We start from the raw sequence: 18,206 nt of genomic DNA on the forward strand, positions 1-18,206 counted from the left end.
AGCAATATTGGGATGTTATCGTTAACGTTTCAGCAACTATGCTGCGCGAGGCTGGAGCGATCTGGCGGAGGGGGCGATGGTCGCGACGACCTACACGGTGGCGTTCGAGGGGGTCGAAGCGCGACTCGTCGAGGTGCAATGCGCGCTCGCCGCCGGCATGCCCGCCTTCTCGATCGTCGGCCTGCCCGACAAGGCGGTGAGCGAGGCGCGCGAGCGGGTGCGCGCGGCGCTGGCGGCGCTGTCGATCGCCCTGCCGATGCGGCGGATCACGGTGAACCTGTCGCCCGCCGACCTGCCGAAGGAAGGCTCGCATTTCGACCTGCCGATCGCACTCGGCCTGCTCGCTGCGATCGGCATCGTGCCGCCCGAGGAGGTCGAGGGGCTGGTCTCGCTGGGCGAGCTGTCGCTCGACGGCCGGGTGGTGGCGGTGACCGGGGCGCTGCCCGCGGCGATGGCCGCGGCCGAGGAAGACCGCGCCCTCCTTTGCCCCGCCGCCTGTGGCGCCGAGGCCGCCTGGGTCGCCGCGACCCCGGTCTTTGCGGCGGCCACGCTGAACGACGCGATCCGCCACCTGACGACGCAGGCGCCGCTGCCCCCCGCCCGTCCGGGCGAGGTCACCGCCCCCGCCGCCGCGCGCGATCTGCGCGACGTGAAGGGCCAGGAACGGGCGAAACGCGCACTCGAGATCGCCGCGGCGGGGCGGCACCACCTGATGATGGTCGGCCCGCCCGGCGCCGGCAAGTCGATGCTCGCCGCCCGCCTGCCCGGCATCCTGCCCGATCTGACGCCGGTCGAGGCGCTCGAAACCTCGATGATCCACTCGGTCTCGGGCCTCCTTGGCGACGGCGGCATCTCGCGCAGCCGGCCGTTCCGCGAGCCGCATCACACGGCCTCGATGGCCGCGATGATCGGCGGCGGGCGCGGCGCACGGCCCGGCGAGGTCAGCCTTGCCCATAACGGCGTGCTCTTCATGGATGAATTCCCGGAGTTTCCCCGCGCCGTCCTCGAAACCCTGCGCCAGCCGGTCGAGACCGGCGAGGTGGTGGTCGCCCGCGCCAACGCCCATGTGCGCTATCCCTGCCACTTCCTGCTGGTCGCCGCCGCGAACCCCTGTCGCTGCGGCCATCTGGGCGACGCCGCCCGCGCCTGCGCCCGCGCGCCCGGCTGCGGCGCCGATTACCTCGGCCGGATCTCGGGACCGCTGATGGACCGCTTCGATCTGCGCATCGAGGTGCCGGCGGTCGATTGGCGCGCGCTCGAGCTGCCCGCCGCGGGCGAGGGCTCGGCCGAGGTCGCCGCCCGGGTGGCGTCGGCGCGCGCCGTGCAGGCGCGCCGCTTTGCCAATGTGCCCGGGGTGCGGGTGAATGCCGAGGCCGAGGGCGCGCTGCTCGAGGAAATCGCCGCGCCCGACGCCGAAGGGCGCGCGCTTCTCGGCCGCGTCGCCGAACGGTTCGGGCTGACCGCACGCGGCTACCACCGGGTGCTGCGCAGCGCGCGCACGATCGCCGATCTCGACGGGGCAGACCGGGTCCGGCTGCCGCATCTGGCGGAAGCCGTCAGCTATCGCCTCACCGCCGGTCCGGCAGGCTGAGCATCCGCCGCGCCGCGCGCGCCGCATCGCTCAGCGCCGCGCGCGCCTCGGGCACCCAGCCGTCGAAGAAGTGCCACACGTGCAGCGCGTCGGGCCAGCTCTGCACCGTGACCTCGGCGCCGAAGCCGCGCAGCCGCTCGGCCATGCGCAGGCTGTCATCCCGCAGGATCTCGCTTTGCGAACAGTGCAGCAACACCGGCGGGCAGCCCGGGAAGGCCGCGAAAAGCGGCGAGGCATCGGGGTCGTCGGCAGCGTGAGTGCCAAGATACAGCCGCGCCACCTCGTCCAGCCGCTCGGCCGGCAGCATCGGATCGGTCGCCGCATTCTCGCGGATCGAGGCGCCCGAACCGGTCAGGTCGGTCCAGGGCGAAAAGGCGATCAGCCCGGCCGGCGGCGTGCCCCGCGCGCACAGCCGCGCGAGCAGCGCGAGTGCCAGCCCGCCGCCCGCACTGTCCCCCGAGAGCACGATCTGCCCCGGCGCATGGCCGCGTGCGATCAGATCGTCCCAGACCGCAAGCGAATCGGTCAGCGCGGCGGGGTGCGGGTGTTCTGGCGCAAGGCGATGATCGGGCAGGATCACCTCGACGCCCGCCAGCCGCGCAAACCGCGCCATCATCGCCAGATGCGTGCGCGGCCCGCCCGCGACATGGGCACCGCCATGCAGATGCAGGACAAGCGCCCCGCGGGCGGCGGGGCCCGAGCGCACCGAGAGCGCCGGCCGCCCGCCCAGGACAAGGGGCAGCGCGGCGACGAAGGGCGGCATGCGGAAGAACAGCACCGCGCCGCGCTCCATCGCGCCCCGCGCCAGATCCGGATCGATCACCCGCGCCATCTGCGGCTTTGCCAGCAGCCCCGCGAGGCGACCGAGCAACCGCAGCCGCAGGCTCACCGCGTTGCCCGCTTCGCCTCGATCACCTGCCAGATCTTCTCGGCGATGTTCGTGCCCTCGAACCGCTCGAGTTCCTGGATGCCGGTGGGCGAGGTGACGTTGATCTCGGTCAGCCAGTCGCCGATCACGTCGATGCCGACGAAGACCTGACCCTTCTCGCGCAGCACCGGGCCGATGCGGGCGCAGATCTCGAGGTCGCGCTCGGTCAGGCCGACCCGTTCGGGGCGGCCGCCGACATGCATGTTCGAGCGGGTCTCGCCCTCGGCCGGCACGCGGTTGATCGCGCCCACGGGCTCGCCATCGACGAGGATGATGCGCTTGTCGCCCTGCACCACGGCGGGCACGTATTTCTGCACGATCAGCGGCTCGCGGCTGATGCCGGTGAAGAGCTCGTGCAGCGAGGCGAGATTGCGGTCGTTCGGGTCGAGCCGGAACACGCCTGCACCACCATTGCCGTAAAGCGGCTTCAGGATGACGTCACCATGACGCGCCTTGAATTCGCGGATCGTGGCCAGATCGCGCGCGATCAGCGTGGGCGGCGTCAGATCCGGAAAGTTCAGCACCAGAAGCTTCTCGGGCGAGTTGCGCACCCAGAACGGGTCGTTGACGACGAGCGTCGCGGGGTGAATGCGCTCGAGGATATGGGTCGTGGTGATATAGCCCATGTCGAAGGGCGGATCCTGACGCAGCCAGACCACGTCGAAATCCGACAGGTCGACCTCGGCCTCGGCGCCGAGGGTGAAGTGATTGCCCTTCTCGCGCCGCACGGTCAGCGGCCAGCCGCGGGCCAGCACCCTGCCCTCGCGGTAGATCAGCTTGTCGGGCGTGTAATAGAACAGCTCATGCCCCCGCGCCTGTGCCTCTTCGGCCAGCCGGAAGGTGCTGTCGGCGTCGATGTTGATTGCACCGATCGGGTCCATCTGGATCGCAACTTTCAAGGCCATGTCGCCCCCTTTCGTTGCGCCCTTGATGCCCCGGCCGTGACCGCGATGCAATCGGCTCAGTCGATCAGCTCAGTCGAAGTGATAGGCGTTCTCGAGAATCTCGATCCGCCCCTGCGCATCGACCAGCGCCACGTCAAAGCGCCGGTCGAGATTGGCGCAATCGGGCGCGCCCGCGACGAACTCGTCGGCCGAGACGAAGATCCGGCGCATCTGCCGCCGGGTCAGCCGCTCGGCCGCCCAGGCATGGGTCTGCGCCCGCTTCACCTCGATGAAGATCACTGTGTCGCCCTCGCGCGCGATCAGGTCGATCTCGCCGCCATAGTGGCCGCGCCAGCGCTGCGCGGTGATCCGCCGCCCCGCCTGCGCGTAATGCTCAGCAACCTGGTGCTCGGCCGCAAGGCCGGCATGGTAGGACATCGCTCCGCTCATCTGTCCTTCTCCAGCTCCAGCGCGGCCTGATAGACTTCCCGCCGGGGCAGGCCCAGCAGGCCGGCCACCTCGGCCGCCGCATCCTTGACGCTCATGCGTGCGAGACGCTCCCGCAACGCAGCTTCCACCTCCTCCGCGCCGACCACGCGCTCGGCAGCGCGATCGACGAGGACCACGATCTCCCCCTTCACCGGTGCCGCCGCATAGTCCGCGGCGAGGGTGGCAAGGGTGCCGCGCCGCACCTCCTCGAATCGCTTGGTGAGTTCGCGGCAGACCGCGGCATCGCGATCTGGTCCGTATTCTGTCACCAGATCCCCTAACATTTCCCCAACGCGTTTGGGCGATTCGTAGAACACCAGCGTCGCCGGCACGGCGGCGAAGTCGCGCAACCATTTGCGGCGGGCGGAACCGCCGCTCGGCGGGAAGCCCGCGAAGAAGAAGCGGTCGGTCGGCAGCCCCGAGACGGTGAGCGCCGCCAGCACCGCCGAGGGCCCGGGGGCGGCGTAGACCGGGTATCCCGCGGCGATCGCGGCGCGGCCGAGGTGATAGCCCGGGTCCGAGACGAGCGGCGTGCCCGCCTCGGAGGCATAGGCAACCGAACGCCCCTCGCCGAGCGCGCGCAACAGCCGCGCCCGCGCGCCCTCGCCGCTGTGGTCGTGATAGGCGACGACCGCCCGGCCGGCGAGCGGCACGCCGTGGATCTCCATCAGGTGGCGCAGGGTGCGGGTGTCCTCGGCCGCCAGCACGTCGGCCTCGCGCAGGATGTCTAGGGCGCGCAGGGTGATGTCTCGCGCCGCTCCGATCGGCGTCGCGATGAAGTGCAGCCCCGGCACGAGCGCCCGTCCGCCCGACACCCGGTCCCGCGCCGGCAGGCTTTCGCCGCCTTCCTCTTCCAGATCCATCGCCGGCACCTTTCATCGCTGCTGCAAAGTTTACTTCACGGGGCGAAACGCTTAGGGTTCGGCCGTGGTCCCCCTGCCGTTGGAACAGAGGTCGTATATGTTTGCGAAATTGCGTACCCCCCGCAACCCCGTGCTGAAATTCGGCGCGATGCTCTCGGCGCTCTGGCTGGCGGCCTGCACCCCTGGCAGCGAGGGCGGCTCGGGGCCGCGGCTGAGTTCGGGGCAGGCGGTGCCGGTGGCGCTGCTGGTGCCCGGCGGCTCGGGCGCAACGGGCGACGAGACGCTGGCGAAATCGCTGCGTCAGGCGGCGGAACTGGCGATCTCCGACCTCGACGGGGTGAAGATCGACCTGCGCGTCTACAACACAGGCGGCAGCCCGGCGCAGGCCGCCGAGGCCGCGACCAAGGCCGTCGACGCCGGCGCGAAGATCATCCTCGGCCCGGTCTTCGCCGAGGCGGCGAATGCCGCAGGCCTCGCCGTCGCGAACCGCGGCGTGAGCGTGCTGTCCTTCTCGAACAACACCGACATCGCCGGCGGCAACGTCTTCGTGCTCGGCCCGACCTTCCCGAACACCGCGAACCGGCTGGTCAGCTATGCCGCGGCGCAGGGCAAGCGGCGAATCCTGGTGGTCAACGACCAGACCACCGCGGGCGAGATCGGCGCCCGTGCGATCACCGCCGCGATCTCGCGCAGCGGTGCCAGCAACGCCGGGCAGATCTCCTATCCGTTCTCGCAGCAGGACGTGACCAATGTCGCCCCGCAGATCGCCGCGCAGGTGCGAAGCGGCAACGTCGATGCGCTGTTTCTGACCGCCGACACCGCCGGCGCGCTGCCGTTGCTGGCGCAGCTTCTGCCACAACAGGGCGTCGACCCGGCGCAGACCAAGTTCATCGGCCTCACCCGCTGGGACATCCCGCCCGCCACGCTGGCCCTGCCCGGGTTGCAGGGGGGCTGGTTCGCCCTGCCCGACCCGAACCTGAACACCCGCTTCAAGGCGCGCTATCAGACCGCCTTCGGCGCGGCCCCGCATCCGATCGCCGGGCTCGCCTATGACGGCATCGCGGCGATCGGTGCCCTGGTCAAATCCGGCCGTTCCGATGCGCTCTCGCGCGCCGCGCTGACCCAGCCCGCGGGCTTCGTCGGCGTCAACGGCATCTTCCGGCTGCGCTCCGACGGCAGCAACGAGCGCGGTCTGGCCGTGGCCGAGATCCGCAACAATCAGGTCGTGGTGATCGACCCGGCCCCGAGATCCTTCGGCGGCGCAGGCTTCTGAGCCGGCCCCGCCCCTTCCAGCAAAGGCCCACCCGGGACATGGCGACCAAGTGACCGACCTTCCGACCTCCGCCCCGGCAACCGCCGGGGCGCCCTTGCTTCTGAGCCCCGACCGCCTGATCCCCGCGCTCGACGCGGCGCTCTCCGAGACGCGCGACGAGCGCACCCTGCGCACCGAAACCGTGGCCTTCCTCGCCGCCGCGCGCGAGAAGGCGACGCCCTGGATCGAGGCCGATTTCGCCGGCCATCCCCGCTCTGCCCGCGAGACCGTGCTGCATTACGCGCAGATGACCGACGGCATCGTCCGCGCGGTGCTGCATGTCGCCACCGACCGGCGGCACCCGCACCCCCGCGCCTCGGAGACCGAGCGCCTCGCCGTGCTTGCCGTGGGCGGCTATGGCCGCGCCGAGATGGCGCCGTTCTCGGATGTCGACCTGCTGTTCCTGACGCCCTGGAAGATCACCGCCTGGGCCGAAAGCGTGATCGAGTCGATGCTGTACATGCTGTGGGATCTGAAGCTGAAGGTCGGCCATGCCTCGCGCAGCATCGACGAATGCCTGCATCTGGGCCGCGAGGATGTGACGATCCGCACCGCCCTGCTCGAGCTGCGCCATGTCGCCGGCGACGAGCTGCTCACCGTGCAGCTGACCGAGACGCTGCGCAACGACCTGTTCCGCTCGACCGGGCCCGAGTTCATCGAGGCGAAGCTCGCCGAACGCGCCGAACGCCACAAGCGCCAGGGCGGGCAGCGCTATGTGCTCGAGCCGAACGTCAAGGAGGGCAAGGGCGGGTTGCGCGATCTGCAGACGCTCTACTGGATCGCGAAATACATCCACGGCGTGCACAAGGCGGCCGAGCTGGTGCCGCTGGGCGTCTTCACCGCCGAGGAATACCAGCATTTCCGCGATGCCGAGGATTTCCTCTGGGCGGTGCGCTGCCATCTGCACCTGATCGCCGGGCGCGCCTCGGACCAGCTCACCTTCGACATGCAGGTCGAGGTGGCGCGGCGCATGGGCTTTGCCGACACCGCCGGACGCCGCGGCGTCGAGGTGTTCATGCAGACCTACTTCCGCCACGCCACGATGGTGGGCGAGGTCACCCGCATCTTCCTGACCAAGCTCGAGGCGCAGCATGTGCGCGTGCCGCCGATCTACAAGCGCCTGTTCCGCCGCCGCAAGCCGCTGATCGCGCCCCTCATCGACGACAACGGCCGGGTCAACATCGGCGACAGGAAGGCCTTCCTGGCCGATCCGCTGAACCTTCTGCGGATCTTCGAGGAGGCGCTGCGCACCGGGATGCTGATCCACCCCGACGCGATGCGGGTGATCTCGGCGCATCTCGACCTGTTCGACGACAAGCTGCGCGAGAACCGCGAGGCGGCGCGGATCTTCCTCGACCTGCTGCTCAAGCACGGCAACCCGGAACGCTCGCTGCGGCGGATGAACGAACTCGGTGTGCTGTCCGCCTTCATCCCCGAGTTCGAACCGATCGTGGCGATGATGCAGTTCAACATGTATCACAGCTACACCGTGGACGAACACACGATCCAGGTGATCTCGACCCTCGCGCAGATCGAGCGCGGCGAGCTGGTCGAGGAGCTGCCGCTGTCCTCCCACATCCTGAAGGAGGGGATCAACCGGCGGGTGATGTATGTGGCGCTGCTGCTCCACGACATCGGCAAGGGCCGGCCCGAGGACCATTCGATCCTCGGCGCGCAGATCTCGCGCAAGGTGGCGCCGCGGCTTGGCCTGAACGCCGAGGAATGCGAGACGGTGGAATGGCTGATCCGGCATCACCTGCTGATGTCCGACGTGGCGCAGAAACGCGACCTGTCGGACCCGCGCACGATCCGCGACTTCGCCAAGATGGTGAAGTCGAAGCGCCGGCTCGAGCTGCTGACCGTGCTCACCGTATGCGACATCCGCGGCGTCGGGCCGGGGGTGTGGAACAACTGGAAGGCCTCGCTGCTGCGCCGGCTCTATTCCGACACCGCCCGCGCACTCGAGCACGGGATGGAGGCGCTGAACCGCGAACAGCGCTCGAGCGAGGCGAAGCGCGCGCTGCGCGAGGCGCTCTCGGGCTGGGACGCGAAGGACCTGCGCACCGAGCTGGGCCGGCATTACGATCCCTACTGGCAGGGTCTGTCGACCGAGACCCAGGTGATCTTCGCCGAACTGCTGCGCGATCTCGGCGATGACGAGATCCGCATCGACCTGCACCCCGACCCCGATCACGATGCGACCCGCGCGGCCTTTGCACTCGCCGACCATCCGGGCATCTTCTCGCGGCTTGCCGGCGCGCTGGCGCTCGTTGGTGCGAACGTGGTCGACGCGCGCACCTATACCTCGAAGGACGGCTATGCGACCGCCGTCTTCTGGGTGCAGGACGCCGAGGGCCACCCCTACGAGGCATCGCGCCTGCCGCGGCTGCGCAAGATGATCGACCGCACACTGAAGGGCGAGGTGGTGGCGCGCGACGCGCTGAAGGACCGCGACAAGGTGAAGAAGCGCGAGCGCGAGTTCCGCTTCCCGACCCATATCACCTTCGACAACGAGGGCTCGGATATCTACACCATCGTCGAGGTCGATACCCGCGACCGGCCCGGGCTGCTTTACGACCTGACCCGCGCGCTGGCCTCGTCGAACATCTACATCGCCTCGGCGGTGATCGCGACCTATGGCGCGCAGGTGGTCGACAGCTTCTACGTCAAGGACACCTTCGGGCTGAAGCTGTCGAAGACGAAGCAGGAGGCACTGGACAAGAAGCTGCGCGAGGCGATCGCGCGCGGGGCGGAAAGGGCTGCCACGGCATGAAACCGGTCCGCCTGGTGCGCGGATTCCTGACGGTGGGGGGCTGGACCTTCGGCTCCCGCCTGCTGGGATTCGTCCGCGACATGATGATCGCCGCCTATCTGGGCTCGGGCCCGGTGGCCGAGGCCTTCCTCGTCTCCTTCTCGCTGCCGAACATGTTCCGTCGCTTCTTCGCCGAAGGCGCGTTCAACATGGCCTTCGTGCCGATGTTCGCGAAGAAGCTCGAGGCGGGCGACGACCCGAAGGGCTTTGCGCAGGACGCCTTCTCGGGGCTTTCCGCGGTGCTGATCCTGTTCACCGTGCTCGGCACGCTCGCCATGCCCTGGCTCGTCTGGGCGATGGCCTCGGGCTTTCACGGGGACGAGCGTTTCACCCTCGCCGTGCTTTATGGCCGGATCGGCTTCTCCTACATCCTCTTCATCTCGCTCGTCGCGCTGCTCTCGGGCGTGCTGAATGCCTTTGGCCATTTCACCGAGGCCTCGCTGGTGCCGGTGCTGATGAACCTGATGTTCATCGTGGCGATGTGGATGGCGGACAAGGCCGGCTGGGACATGGGGCTGACGCTCGCCTGGACGGTGCCGGTGACGGGGGTGGCGCAGTTTGCCTTCACCTGGGTCTCGGCACAGCGGCTTGGCTTTGCACTCTGGCCCGGGCGACCACGGATGACGCCCGAGCTGAAACGGCTCCTCATCATCGCCGGCCCCGCGGTGCTGGCGGGTGGCGTCGTTCAGGTGAACCTGCTCGTCGGGCGCCAAGTGGCGTCCTTCACCGAGGGGGCGGTCGCCTGGCTCAGCTATGCCGACCGGCTCTATCAGCTGCCGCTTGGCGTCGTCGGCATCGCGATCGGCACCGTGCTCTTGCCGGTGCTGTCGCGCCACCTGCGGGCGGGCGACATGGCGGCCTCGCGCGACAGCTTCTCGCGCGGCGCGGAATTCGCGCTGTTCCTGACCGTGCCCGCCGCCGTGGCCCTTGTGGTGATCGCGACGCCGCTGATCTCGGTGCTCTACGACCGCGGCGCCTGGCGGGCCGAGGACACCACGGCGACGGCCCTCGCGCTTGCCGCCTATGGCCTCGGCCTGCCGGCCTTCGTGCTGCAAAAGGTGCTGCAACCGCTGTTCTACGCGCGCGAAGACACACGCAGGCCGTTCTATTACGCGGTCTTCTCGATGGTCACCAACGCGGGCTTCGCGATCGGCATGATGCCGGTGATGGGCTTCATGGCGGCGGCGCTCGCCACCACCGTCTCGGGCTGGGTGATGGTCGCGCAGCTGTGGTGGGGCGCGCGCAACATGGGCGAGGCCGCCCATCCCGACGCCCGCTTCTGGCGCCGGTTCTGGCGCATCGCCCTCGCCTCGGCGGTGATGGGGGTGCAGCTGTGGTTCACCGCCGACGCGCTTGCGCCGATGCTGGCCGCGCATGGCGCCCGCTGGGGAGCGCTGGCGATCCTGTGCGGCTCGGGGATTGCGGTCTACTTCGGCCTTGGCGCATTGATCGGCGCCTATGGCGCGGGCGAGCTCAGGGCGATGCTGCGGCGCAAGCGGGGCTGAGCCCCGCCCGGCCCAGGCCTCAGCGCTTGCGCAGTCGCGCGAGCGTATGGCGCCAGCCGCCCGGCGCGACCAGGAAGCTCAGCCCGAAGCCCGCGGCAAAGCCCGCGAATTCGGCGATCCAGTCCGAGGTGCTGCCGAAGATCGCGGCAAAGACCAGCTGGATCGCCATCAGCATCCCGATCAGCGAGAACGCCCGCGTGCGGTTCGCATTCGCTGCGCCAAGCCGCACCCACAAGAGCCAGGTGAAGGCGCCGATCAGCCCATAGGCGCCCGGATAGCCGCCATAGAGCGCACCTTGCGTGAAGGGCACCGCGGTATAGACCAGCGCCCCGACGATCGAGGCGCCGAAGAACACCGCCGCCACCGCCCAACCGCGGAAGATCTCGCCCACCATCTTGCCGAGCGCCAGCACGAAGACCAGCACCATCGCCGCATGGGTGAGCGAGCCGTGCACGAAGGGATAGGTGACGATCCGCGCCACCTGCCGCCAGGGCCAGAGGTTCTGCGCGATCATCTGGCGCAGGATGCCCGGGTCGAAGGCGAAGCGCTGCAGCGCGTCGAGCCGCCAGCCAAGCGCCGCATCCCCCGCCACCCCGGCATGGCCGATCCCGAACAGGATTTCGCCCAGGATGATCGGGCCGGTCAGCAGCCAGACCACCGGCGGCAGCGGGTTCAGCGGGTGTTCATTCGTGCGATGGTCCATCAGGCCTCCCTCGGGCGGGTCCGGTTGACGCCCCGCGCGCTTTAGCGATAAGCCCTCGCATAGCCGATTTCCAGCCCGGCTGAGGAGCATTACCATGACCGATCAACCTGCCGCCATCAACGCCAAGTTCAAACCCCGCGTGTTTTCGGGGATCCAGCCGTCGGGGAACCTGACGCTCGGGAACTACCTCGGTGCGCTCAAGCGCTTTGCCGAGAAGCAGGACGAAGGGATCGAGACGATCTATTGCCTCGTCGACCTTCACGCGATCACGCTCTGGCAGGAACCGGAAGCGCTGAAGCGTCAGACCCGCGAGGCGGCGGCGGCCTTCATCGCCTCGGGTGTCGATCCGTCGCGCTCGGTGCTCTTCAACCAGAGCCAGGTTTCGGCCCATGCCGAGATGGGCTGGCTTCTCAACTGTGTCGCGCGGATGGGCTGGATGAACCGCATGACGCAGTGGAAGGACAAGACCCAGGGCAAGAACGCCGAACAGCAGTCGCTGGGCCTCTTCGCCTATCCGGCGCTGATGGCGGCCGACATCCTCGTCTATCACGCGACGATGGTGCCGGTGGGCGAGGACCAGAAGCAGCACGTCGAGCTGACCCGCGACATCGCGGCGAAGTTCAACCACGATTACAAGACCGACTTCTTCCCGATGCCCGAACCGCTGATCGAGGGCACCGCGACGCGGGTGATGAGCCTGCGCGACGGCACCAAGAAGATGTCGAAATCCGATCCCTCGGATGCGAGCCGGATCAACCTGACCGACGATGCCGACACCATCGCGAAGAAGTTCCGCAAGGCGGTGACCGACCCCGCGCCGCTGCCCGAAAGCCTCGAGGGGCTGGCCGAGCGGCCCGAGGCGCGCAACCTCGTGAACATCTACGCGGCGCTGTCGAACCGGAACGCCGAGGCGGTGATCGCGGAATTCGGCGGTCAGGGCTGGGGCACGTTCAAGCCCGCCCTCGCGGATCTCGCCGTCTCCAAGCTCGAGCCGATCTCGTCGGAGATGTCGCGGCTGATGAACGACCCGGCCGAGATCGACCGGATCCTCGGCGCCGGCGCCGAACAGGCCCGCGCCATCGCCCAGCCGATCCTCGAAGGTGCGCTCGACATCATGGGCATGGTGCGCGCGCGATAAGCACCGCGCGGGGGCTTTGCGCCCCCGCCCCCCGCAGGATATTTGGAGCGATTGGAAGCGAAGGGCTCTTCTGCTTCCAATTGCCCCCAATATCCCGGGGGGCGAATGACCGCAGCTCAGAGGGGGGCAGCGCCCCCCTGCCCCGGCGCCGCCCGCGCCTCGGCCCGCGGATAGAGCCGCGCCATCGTCGCGCCCCGGGCGATGTTCAGCACCATCAGCCCCGCCCAGAGCCCGTGATTGCCGAAGGCTGGCAGCAACAGCGCCAGCGCCGCGCCGTAGACCAGCACCGACAGCGCCATCGCGTTGCGCATCTCGCGCGTCAGCGTCGCGCCGATGAAGATCCCGTCGAACATCCAGCTCGCCACCCCGATCAGCGGCGCAAGGCCGAGCCAGGGCAGGTAAAGCCGCGCCGCCGCGCGCACCTCGGGTGCGGTGGTCATGGTGTCGATGATGACCGGGCCGGCGAGAAAGAAGACCGCGCCCAGAAGCAGAGCGCCGCCCGCCGCCCATTCGCCGCTGAGCAGGGCCGCCCGACGCAGCCGCAAGGGCGACCGCGCGCCGACGGCCTGTCCGACGAGGCTTTCGGCGGCGAAGGCGAACCCGTCGAGCGCATAGGCGGTGATCTCGAGGAATTGCACCAGAACCTGGTTTGCGGCGAGAGTCACGTCGCCCTGCCCGGCACCGAGAAACAGGAAGGCGGTGAAGCTCGCCTGCAGCAGCACCGAGCGGATCATGATGTCTGTGTTGACCCGCGCCATCCGCTTCAGCGGGCCCGCCGCCAGCACCAGCGCCCGCGACAGCCCCGCCGCGAAGGCCCCCCGCGCCAGCCACAGCGCCAGCGCCACGCCCGACCATTCGGCGATCAGCGTCGCCGCCGCGACACCCCGCACGCCCCAGCCGAGGCCCAGCACGAAGGCAAGGTCGAGCCCGATGTTCAGCCCGTTCATCCACAGCTGCAACACCAGCACCGCGCGGGTGCGTTCCAGCGCGATCAGCCAGCCGGTGAAGGCATAAAGCGAGATCGTCGCCGGCGCGCCCCAAATCCGCAGACCAAGGTATTGCCGGGCCAGCGCCTCGACCTCGGGGCTGGCCGGCGCGATGCGGAAGGCGGCCCAAAAGAGCGGCCATTGCAGCGCGACAAGGCCGAGCCCTGCCACCCCGGCGATGATCAGCGCCCGCATCAGTCCCGCGGCAACCTCGGCCGAGTCCCCCTCGCCCTTCGCCTGGGCGACGAGGCCGGTCGTGCCCATCCGCAGAAAGCCGAAGATCCAGTAGAGCGAGGCGAGGATCACCGCGCCGATCCCCACCGCCCCGATCGGGGCGGCGGTGCCGATCTGCCCGACCACGCCGGTGTCGACCGCGCCGAGGATCGGCACGGTGGCGTTCGACAGCACGATCGGCGCGGCGATCTTCAGAACCCGCGCGTGGCTGATCTCAGCCATGCGGCCGCTCGGGCATCAGGAAATGCCCGGTGGCCTGCGCGTAAAGACGGGTGCGGTTGTCCTGCCAGGCCTCGACATGCACCGAGGCATAGCGCCGGCCCGAGCGGTTCACCCGCGCCCGCGCATAGGCGTCGCGCGGCAGGCCCGAGCGCAGGTAATCCACCGTGAAGTCGATCGTCTTCGGCAGCCGCGGCAGCACCGGCTCGGGCGCGGACAGGTCGATCCGCCCGGTCTCGACATCCTCCCACAGCGTCGCCCAGCTGAGCTCGACGATCGCCGTGACCTCGAGGAAGGCCGCACTCACCCCGCCGTGCAGGGCGGGCAGCATCGGATTGCCGATCAGCTTCTCGTCGAAGGGCAGCGTCGCGGTGATCTCGTCGCCGCGGCGGTCGAACTCGATGCCGAGGAAGCGGATATAGGGCACGCCTGACACGAGCGCGCGCAACGCAGCGTCGCGGCGCTGCTTGACCACCTGCATCGGTTCCGGTTTCACGCGGGTCATTTCGCCTCTCCCTTCGGACGTTCGACGGTGAAGGCGCCGGTCGCGGTGGCGACGGGCAGGCCCGCCTCCTCGTCATGCGCGGTGGCGCGCAGGAAGGCGACGGTGCGGGTGATGTGATAGACCTCCGCGCGGGCGGTGATGCGCTGGCGCGGCGTCGCCGCGCGCATGTAATCGATGCGCAGGTCGATCGTCGCGGTGCCCGCGGGCGCCTCGGGGTGGCTCATCACCGCGGCACCACAGCAGGTGTCCATCAGTGCCGAGACCGCGCCGCCATGGATCACCCCGGTGCGCGGATCGCCCACCAGCCGCTCGTCCCAGGGCATCGAGATCACCGCATGCCCGCCGCCGATCGCCTCGAGGTGCATGGCCAGCGCCCGGCTGTGCGGGATCGCCTCGATGAAGCGTCGCGCCAGCGCGAGCTTTTCCTCGTCTTCCGACATCTGCGCCATCTCCGTTCCCTCCGTTTGCGCCGACTATCCTTCGCCACGCGCCGCCACGCAAGCCGGACGCCGGCGAGTCGCAGCGTCACGAAAGGACGCAATCGCGGTTGAAGCCCGTCCGGCGAGGCGCTAGCTTCCGCGCCAGGGGAGACCACTATGCCCGAACCTGATGTTTTGACTTTCAAGGAAATGTGCGCCCGCTTCGACGTGACGCCCCGCACATTGCGCTATTACGAGTATATCGAATTGCTGTCGCCGCAGAAGGAGGGCCGGGCCCGCTTCTACGGCCCGCGCGAGGTGGCGCGGATGACGCTGATCCTGCGCGGCCGCCGCTTCGGCTTCTCTCTCGAGGAGCTGCGGCAATGGCTCGACATCTACGACAAGAAGGGCACGGAAGAGCAAAGCCGTGTCTGGGTCGAGCTGGCCGACCGCCAGCTCAAGGTGCTGCAAGAGCAGTATGACGAGCTTGCCGGGACCATCGACGATCTGCGCGAGCTGCGCGACCAGGTCGCGAAATCCCTTGATTCCTGAGCGCCAAAGCGCTTCGATCCGTTCAGCCGAACCGTTCGCCGGGCGACCCTCGCGGCCGCCCGACGTCGTTTTCAGCCAACAGAATATTGCTTTTTCCCGTGGGGCTTTTTGCTGACATTACGTCAGCGTCACCGTGACGCCACGTTACAGTGACGCAAACGTCAACTTCACTTGTAATGTGGTTGCGGAAATTCGATCTGCCGCGTCGCATTACGCAGGGACAACGCGAGGGGCGGTCGAATGAGTGATGAAGTGATGACGATTCGCGAGATGTGCGATGCGTTCGATGTGACGCCACGCACCTTGCGCTTCTACGAGGCAAAGGAACTGCTGTTCCCGATCCGCGAAGGCCAGAAACGGCTGTTCACCCGGCGTGACCGGGCCCGGCTGAAACTGATCCTGCGCGGCAAGCGTTTCGGGTTCAGCCTGGAGGACATCCGTCAGCTGCTCGACCTCTACAACATGGGGGACCAGCAGAAGACGCAACTGGCCGAGACGCTGAAGCTGGCGCGTCAGAGGCTCGATGAAATGCAGCGCCAGCGCGACGAGCTTGGTCAGGCGATTGCCGAGCTGAGCGAACAGATTGCCTGGGGCGACCAGCAGCTTGCCGACGAAGGTCCGGAGGAAGCGGCCGCCGCAGAGTAAGGCAGATTTGGGAGAGAGAGATGCCGAGCTACACCGCCAACACCCGCGACATGCAATTCGTCCTGCACGAGGTCCTCAAGGTCTCGGAAGCGGGGATCCCCGGCTACGAGGAGATGGAGGCCGATTTCACCGAGGCCGTGCTCGATGCCGCCGCCAAGGTTTCGTCCGAGGTCCTCGCGCCGCTGAACGCCGTGGGCGACACCGAGGGCTGCGTGCTTGAAAACGGCGTGGTGAACACGCCGAAGGGCTTCAAGGCGGCCTTCGAGGCGATGAAGGAGGGCGGCTGGACCGCGCTCGACTGCGATCCGGACTATGGCGGCCAGGGCATGCCCTATGTGCTGAACTGCGCCGTGGGCGAGATGTTCGTCTCCGCCAACATGGCCTTCAACATGTATCAGGGCCTGACGCATGGCGCCTATTCGGCGATCCACGCCCACGGCACCGCCGAGCAGAAGGCGAAATACCTGCCGAAGATGGTGTCCTGCGACTGGACCGGCACGATGAACCTGACCGAGCCGCATTGCGGCACCGATCTGGGCATGATGCGCACCAAGGCCGAGCCGCAGGACGACGGCTCCTACAAGATCACCGGCCAGAAGATCTTCATCTCGGCGGGCGACCATGACATGGCCGAGAACATCATCCACCTGGTTCTGGCCAAGGCGCCCGGCGGTGGCGAGGGCACCAAGGGGATCTCGCTCTTCATCGTGCCGAAGGTCCTCGTCAACGACGACGGCTCGCTTGGCGCGCGCAACGCGGTCGCGGTCGGCAAGATCGAGGAGAAGATGGGCATCCACGGCAACTCGACCTGCGTGATGAACTATGACGGCGCGACCGGCTGGCTGCTTGGCGATCTGCACAAGGGCATGCGCGCGATGTTCACGATGATGAACGAGGCCCGTCTCGGCGTCGGCCTGCAGGGCTATGCCGTGGCCGAGGCCGCCTATCAGAACGCGGTGATCTACGCCAAGGACCGGCTGCAGGGCCGCGCCGTGACCGGCATCGCCAACCCGACCGGCCCCGCCGATCCGCTGATCGTGCACCCCGACATCCGCCGCTCGCTGATGGATCAGAAGTCCTTCCTCGAGGGCGCCCGCGCCTTCACCTTCTGGGGCGCGCATCTGATCGACCGCGCCCACAAGGCGGGCGACGCCGAAGCCGAGGGGCTGATCTCGCTGATGACGCCGGTGATCAAGGGCTTCCTCACCGACAAGGGCTTCGAGACCGCGGTGCTGGCGCAGCAGGTCTATGGCGGCCACGGCTACATCGAGGAATGGGGCATGTCGCAATTCGCCCGCGACGCCCGGATCACGATGATCTACGAGGGCGCGAATGGCGTTCAGGCGCTCGACCTCGTCGGCCGCAAGCTCGCGCAGGACGGCGGCAAGCACGTCATGGCCTTCTTCGAAATGATCAAGGCCGAGTGCAAGGCGCATGACGCCGACGACCGGATGAAGCCCTTCACCGACGCGCTCAAGGCGGCCTCGAAGCAGCTGCAGGCGGCGGGGATGTTCTTCATGCAGAACGGCATGAAGAACCCGAACGCGGCGCTGTCGGGCAGCTATGACTTCATGCACCTGATGGGCCATGTCTGCCTTGGCCTGATGTGGACCCGGATGGCGCAGGCGGCCTATGCCGCGCTCGACGGCGGCGCCACGGACAAGGACTTCTACGAGGGCAAGATCGCCACCGGCCGCTACTACATGGCGCGCCAGCTGCCCGCCTGCGCGATGCACCTCGCCCGGATCGAGAGCGGCGCGGATCCGGTGATGAGCCTCGCAGCCGAGCAGTTCTGATCGGTTCTAAAAAGACGACAGCGGCGCCCCAAGGGGCGCCGTTTTGGTTTAAATCGTTGATTTTCTCTCAAGGTGCTTCCGCAAACCAAAAACCATGGAGTCAGCAAGTGGTTTGCAATCGAGGAAGTATAGCGGCGCCGCCCGCACCCTGTGCTTAAGCGGACGAAGAAATCCGTGCTTCGTTCTCTGAGAAAATGGCAATCGCGGAATCGCAATAAAGCAGTAAAATCCTTGCATCACGACATCAAACGCAAAATACTGCTTTCCTGCCGCGCCCTGAGATCGATACGCATTCACGGGTAAAATGACTTGAGATAATGCGCCCTTTGGAAAACCTCCACTTCCTTCAGGCAGCTTGTCGTACAAACGCGATATTGAGCAGGAACATTTAGCCAAGACCTCGGCACGCTCACCTTTCAAAATCCCAAGCAGGATTTTCTTGTCTACCACAGAAACGCGCGCTCTTTGGTAGAGATCATTTCCCGAAACACTTGCTCTCTGAGCTACTCCCGATCCCTTGGACAGTTTCCGGGATGATTTAAGCTACTCTCTGCGCCTGCTGGTCGGTTTCGATCTGGTTGAAGTAGACCACGGCGGGCGGCTTTCCGCCATGGGCGGCGTGGGG

The 18,206-nt window shown here is 68.0% G+C and carries 17 protein-coding genes; 8 read left to right on the top strand and 9 right to left on the bottom strand.

The features are described from left to right. Positions 1–76 precede the first annotated feature (76 nt). Positions 77–1,591 carry a YifB family Mg chelatase-like AAA ATPase gene (locus tag EOW65_RS14515; protein ID WP_128150594.1) on the top strand — a complete coding sequence of 505 codons (1,515 nt, stop codon included), beginning with the start codon at positions 77–79 and terminating at the stop codon, positions 1,589–1,591. Here the strand turns inward: EOW65_RS14515 and EOW65_RS14520 are convergent. From EOW65_RS14520 to rsmI, 4 genes are all read right to left on the bottom strand, one after another. Beyond that, entirely contained in the window at positions 1,569–2,480 is a 912-nt protein-coding gene (locus EOW65_RS14520) for an alpha/beta hydrolase (protein WP_128150596.1), read from the bottom strand. The two genes, EOW65_RS14515 and EOW65_RS14520, sit on opposite strands and share 23 nt — an antisense overlap. Then, positions 2,477–3,424, bottom strand: a complete 948-nt coding sequence (gshB, locus tag EOW65_RS14525; protein WP_128150598.1) for a glutathione synthase — start codon at positions 3,422–3,424, stop codon at positions 2,477–2,479. The genes EOW65_RS14520 and gshB overlap by 4 nt, the downstream gene beginning before the upstream one ends. 69 nt (positions 3,425–3,493) lie before the next feature. After that, entirely contained in the window at positions 3,494–3,853 is a 360-nt protein-coding gene (locus EOW65_RS14530; RefSeq protein ID WP_128150600.1) for a YraN family protein, read from the bottom strand. Then, positions 3,850–4,755 (bottom strand): 16S rRNA (cytidine(1402)-2'-O)-methyltransferase, encoded by a 906-nt coding sequence (gene rsmI / locus EOW65_RS14535; RefSeq protein ID WP_128150602.1) that lies wholly within the window; start codon positions 4,753–4,755, stop codon positions 3,850–3,852. Before rsmI ends, EOW65_RS14530 begins: the two co-directional genes overlap by 4 nt. Positions 4,756–4,852: 97 nt before the next feature. On the opposite strand from rsmI, the gene EOW65_RS14540 reads away from it, so the two are divergent. From EOW65_RS14540 to murJ, 3 genes are read left to right on the top strand one after another with little or no spacing between them, the layout of a single operon-like run. Then, positions 4,853–6,028: a penicillin-binding protein activator gene (locus EOW65_RS14540; protein ID WP_128150603.1), complete on the top strand. Its 1,176-nt coding sequence runs from the start codon at positions 4,853–4,855 to the stop codon at positions 6,026–6,028. 49 nt (positions 6,029–6,077) lie between these two features. Further along, the gene (locus EOW65_RS14545; protein ID WP_128150605.1) at positions 6,078–8,840 is read left to right on the top strand and encodes a [protein-PII] uridylyltransferase; all 2,763 of its coding nucleotides are present in this window, start codon (positions 6,078–6,080) and stop codon (positions 8,838–8,840) included. Continuing rightward, positions 8,837–10,384 carry a murein biosynthesis integral membrane protein MurJ gene (murJ, locus tag EOW65_RS14550; RefSeq protein ID WP_128150607.1) on the top strand — a complete coding sequence of 516 codons (1,548 nt, stop codon included), beginning with the start codon at positions 8,837–8,839 and terminating at the stop codon, positions 10,382–10,384. Before EOW65_RS14545 ends, murJ begins: the two co-directional genes overlap by 4 nt. Positions 10,385–10,403: 19 nt before the next feature. Here the strand turns inward: murJ and EOW65_RS14555 are convergent, their stop codons facing one another. Continuing rightward, positions 10,404–11,087 (bottom strand): rhomboid family intramembrane serine protease, encoded by a 684-nt coding sequence (locus tag EOW65_RS14555; RefSeq protein ID WP_128150609.1) that lies wholly within the window; start codon positions 11,085–11,087, stop codon positions 10,404–10,406. Between the two features lie 94 nt (positions 11,088–11,181). On the opposite strand from EOW65_RS14555, the gene trpS reads away from it, so the two are divergent. Then, entirely contained in the window at positions 11,182–12,225 is a 1,044-nt protein-coding gene (gene trpS, locus EOW65_RS14560) for a tryptophan--tRNA ligase (protein ID WP_128150611.1), read from the top strand. 116 nt (positions 12,226–12,341) lie between these two features. On the opposite strand, the gene EOW65_RS14565 is transcribed toward trpS, so the two are convergent. Genes EOW65_RS14565 through EOW65_RS14575 form a run of 3 tightly spaced genes read right to left on the bottom strand, consistent with a single transcriptional unit; the run spans position 12,342 to position 14,609 of the window. Then, entirely contained in the window at positions 12,342–13,667 is a 1,326-nt protein-coding gene (locus tag EOW65_RS14565) for an MATE family efflux transporter (RefSeq protein WP_128150613.1), read from the bottom strand. After that, positions 13,660–14,169 (bottom strand): PaaI family thioesterase, encoded by a 510-nt coding sequence (locus EOW65_RS14570; protein ID WP_128150615.1) that lies wholly within the window; start codon positions 14,167–14,169, stop codon positions 13,660–13,662. Before EOW65_RS14570 ends, EOW65_RS14565 begins: the two co-directional genes overlap by 8 nt. Next, entirely contained in the window at positions 14,166–14,609 is a 444-nt protein-coding gene (locus EOW65_RS14575; protein WP_121532052.1) for a PaaI family thioesterase, read from the bottom strand. Before EOW65_RS14575 ends, EOW65_RS14570 begins: the two co-directional genes overlap by 4 nt. A 156-nt stretch (positions 14,610–14,765) precedes the next feature. Here EOW65_RS14575 and EOW65_RS14580 point away from each other — a divergent pair, with 156 nt between their 5' ends. From EOW65_RS14580 to EOW65_RS14590, 3 genes are all read left to right on the top strand, one after another. Beyond that, a complete protein-coding gene (locus tag EOW65_RS14580) occupies positions 14,766–15,140 on the top strand; it encodes a MerR family transcriptional regulator (protein ID WP_128150617.1) in 375 nt (124 codons plus the stop codon). Positions 15,141–15,380: 240 nt separating this feature from the next. Then, complete coding sequence (locus EOW65_RS14585) at positions 15,381–15,785, top strand: MerR family transcriptional regulator (protein ID WP_113899786.1); 405 nt, start codon at positions 15,381–15,383, stop codon at positions 15,783–15,785. Positions 15,786–15,805: 20 nt separating this feature from the next. Then, entirely contained in the window at positions 15,806–17,581 is a 1,776-nt protein-coding gene (locus tag EOW65_RS14590; protein WP_128150618.1) for an acyl-CoA dehydrogenase C-terminal domain-containing protein, read from the top strand. A gap of 48 nt (positions 17,582–17,629) precedes the next feature. On the opposite strand, the gene EOW65_RS14595 is transcribed toward EOW65_RS14590, so the two are convergent. Continuing rightward, positions 17,630–18,031 carry a hypothetical protein gene (locus EOW65_RS14595; protein ID WP_128150620.1) on the bottom strand — a complete coding sequence of 134 codons (402 nt, stop codon included), beginning with the start codon at positions 18,029–18,031 and terminating at the stop codon, positions 17,630–17,632. Between the last annotated feature and the right edge of the window lie 175 nt (positions 18,032–18,206).

This window comes from Paenirhodobacter ferrireducens, assembly GCF_004022265.1.
GTDB classification, from domain to species: Bacteria; Pseudomonadota; Alphaproteobacteria; order Rhodobacterales; family Rhodobacteraceae; genus Rhodobacter; species Rhodobacter ferrireducens.

Excerpts from the sequence above, each read along its gene's own strand:
- EOW65_RS14515 (WP_128150594.1), top strand. The coding sequence starts at position 77 with ATGGTCGCGACGACCTACACGGTGGCGTTCGAGGGGGTCGAAGCGCGA.
- gshB (WP_128150598.1), bottom strand. The coding sequence starts at position 3,424 with ATGGCCTTGAAAGTTGCGATCCAGATGGACCCGATCGGTGCAATCAAC.
- EOW65_RS14530 (WP_128150600.1), bottom strand. The coding sequence starts at position 3,853 with ATGAGCGGAGCGATGTCCTACCATGCCGGCCTTGCGGCCGAGCACCAG.
- rsmI (WP_128150602.1), bottom strand. The coding sequence starts at position 4,755 with ATGGATCTGGAAGAGGAAGGCGGCGAAAGCCTGCCGGCGCGGGACCGG.
- EOW65_RS14540 (WP_128150603.1), top strand. The coding sequence starts at position 4,853 with ATGTTTGCGAAATTGCGTACCCCCCGCAACCCCGTGCTGAAATTCGGC.
- murJ (WP_128150607.1), top strand. The coding sequence starts at position 8,837 with ATGAAACCGGTCCGCCTGGTGCGCGGATTCCTGACGGTGGGGGGCTGG.
- EOW65_RS14555 (WP_128150609.1), bottom strand. The coding sequence starts at position 11,087 with ATGGACCATCGCACGAATGAACACCCGCTGAACCCGCTGCCGCCGGTG.
- trpS (WP_128150611.1), top strand. The coding sequence starts at position 11,182 with ATGACCGATCAACCTGCCGCCATCAACGCCAAGTTCAAACCCCGCGTG.
- EOW65_RS14565 (WP_128150613.1), bottom strand. The coding sequence starts at position 13,667 with ATGGCTGAGATCAGCCACGCGCGGGTTCTGAAGATCGCCGCGCCGATC.
- EOW65_RS14570 (WP_128150615.1), bottom strand. The coding sequence starts at position 14,169 with ATGACCCGCGTGAAACCGGAACCGATGCAGGTGGTCAAGCAGCGCCGC.
- EOW65_RS14575 (WP_121532052.1), bottom strand. The coding sequence starts at position 14,609 with ATGTCGGAAGACGAGGAAAAGCTCGCGCTGGCGCGACGCTTCATCGAG.
- EOW65_RS14580 (WP_128150617.1), top strand. The coding sequence starts at position 14,766 with ATGCCCGAACCTGATGTTTTGACTTTCAAGGAAATGTGCGCCCGCTTC.
- EOW65_RS14585 (WP_113899786.1), top strand. The coding sequence starts at position 15,381 with ATGAGTGATGAAGTGATGACGATTCGCGAGATGTGCGATGCGTTCGAT.
- EOW65_RS14590 (WP_128150618.1), top strand. The coding sequence starts at position 15,806 with ATGCCGAGCTACACCGCCAACACCCGCGACATGCAATTCGTCCTGCAC.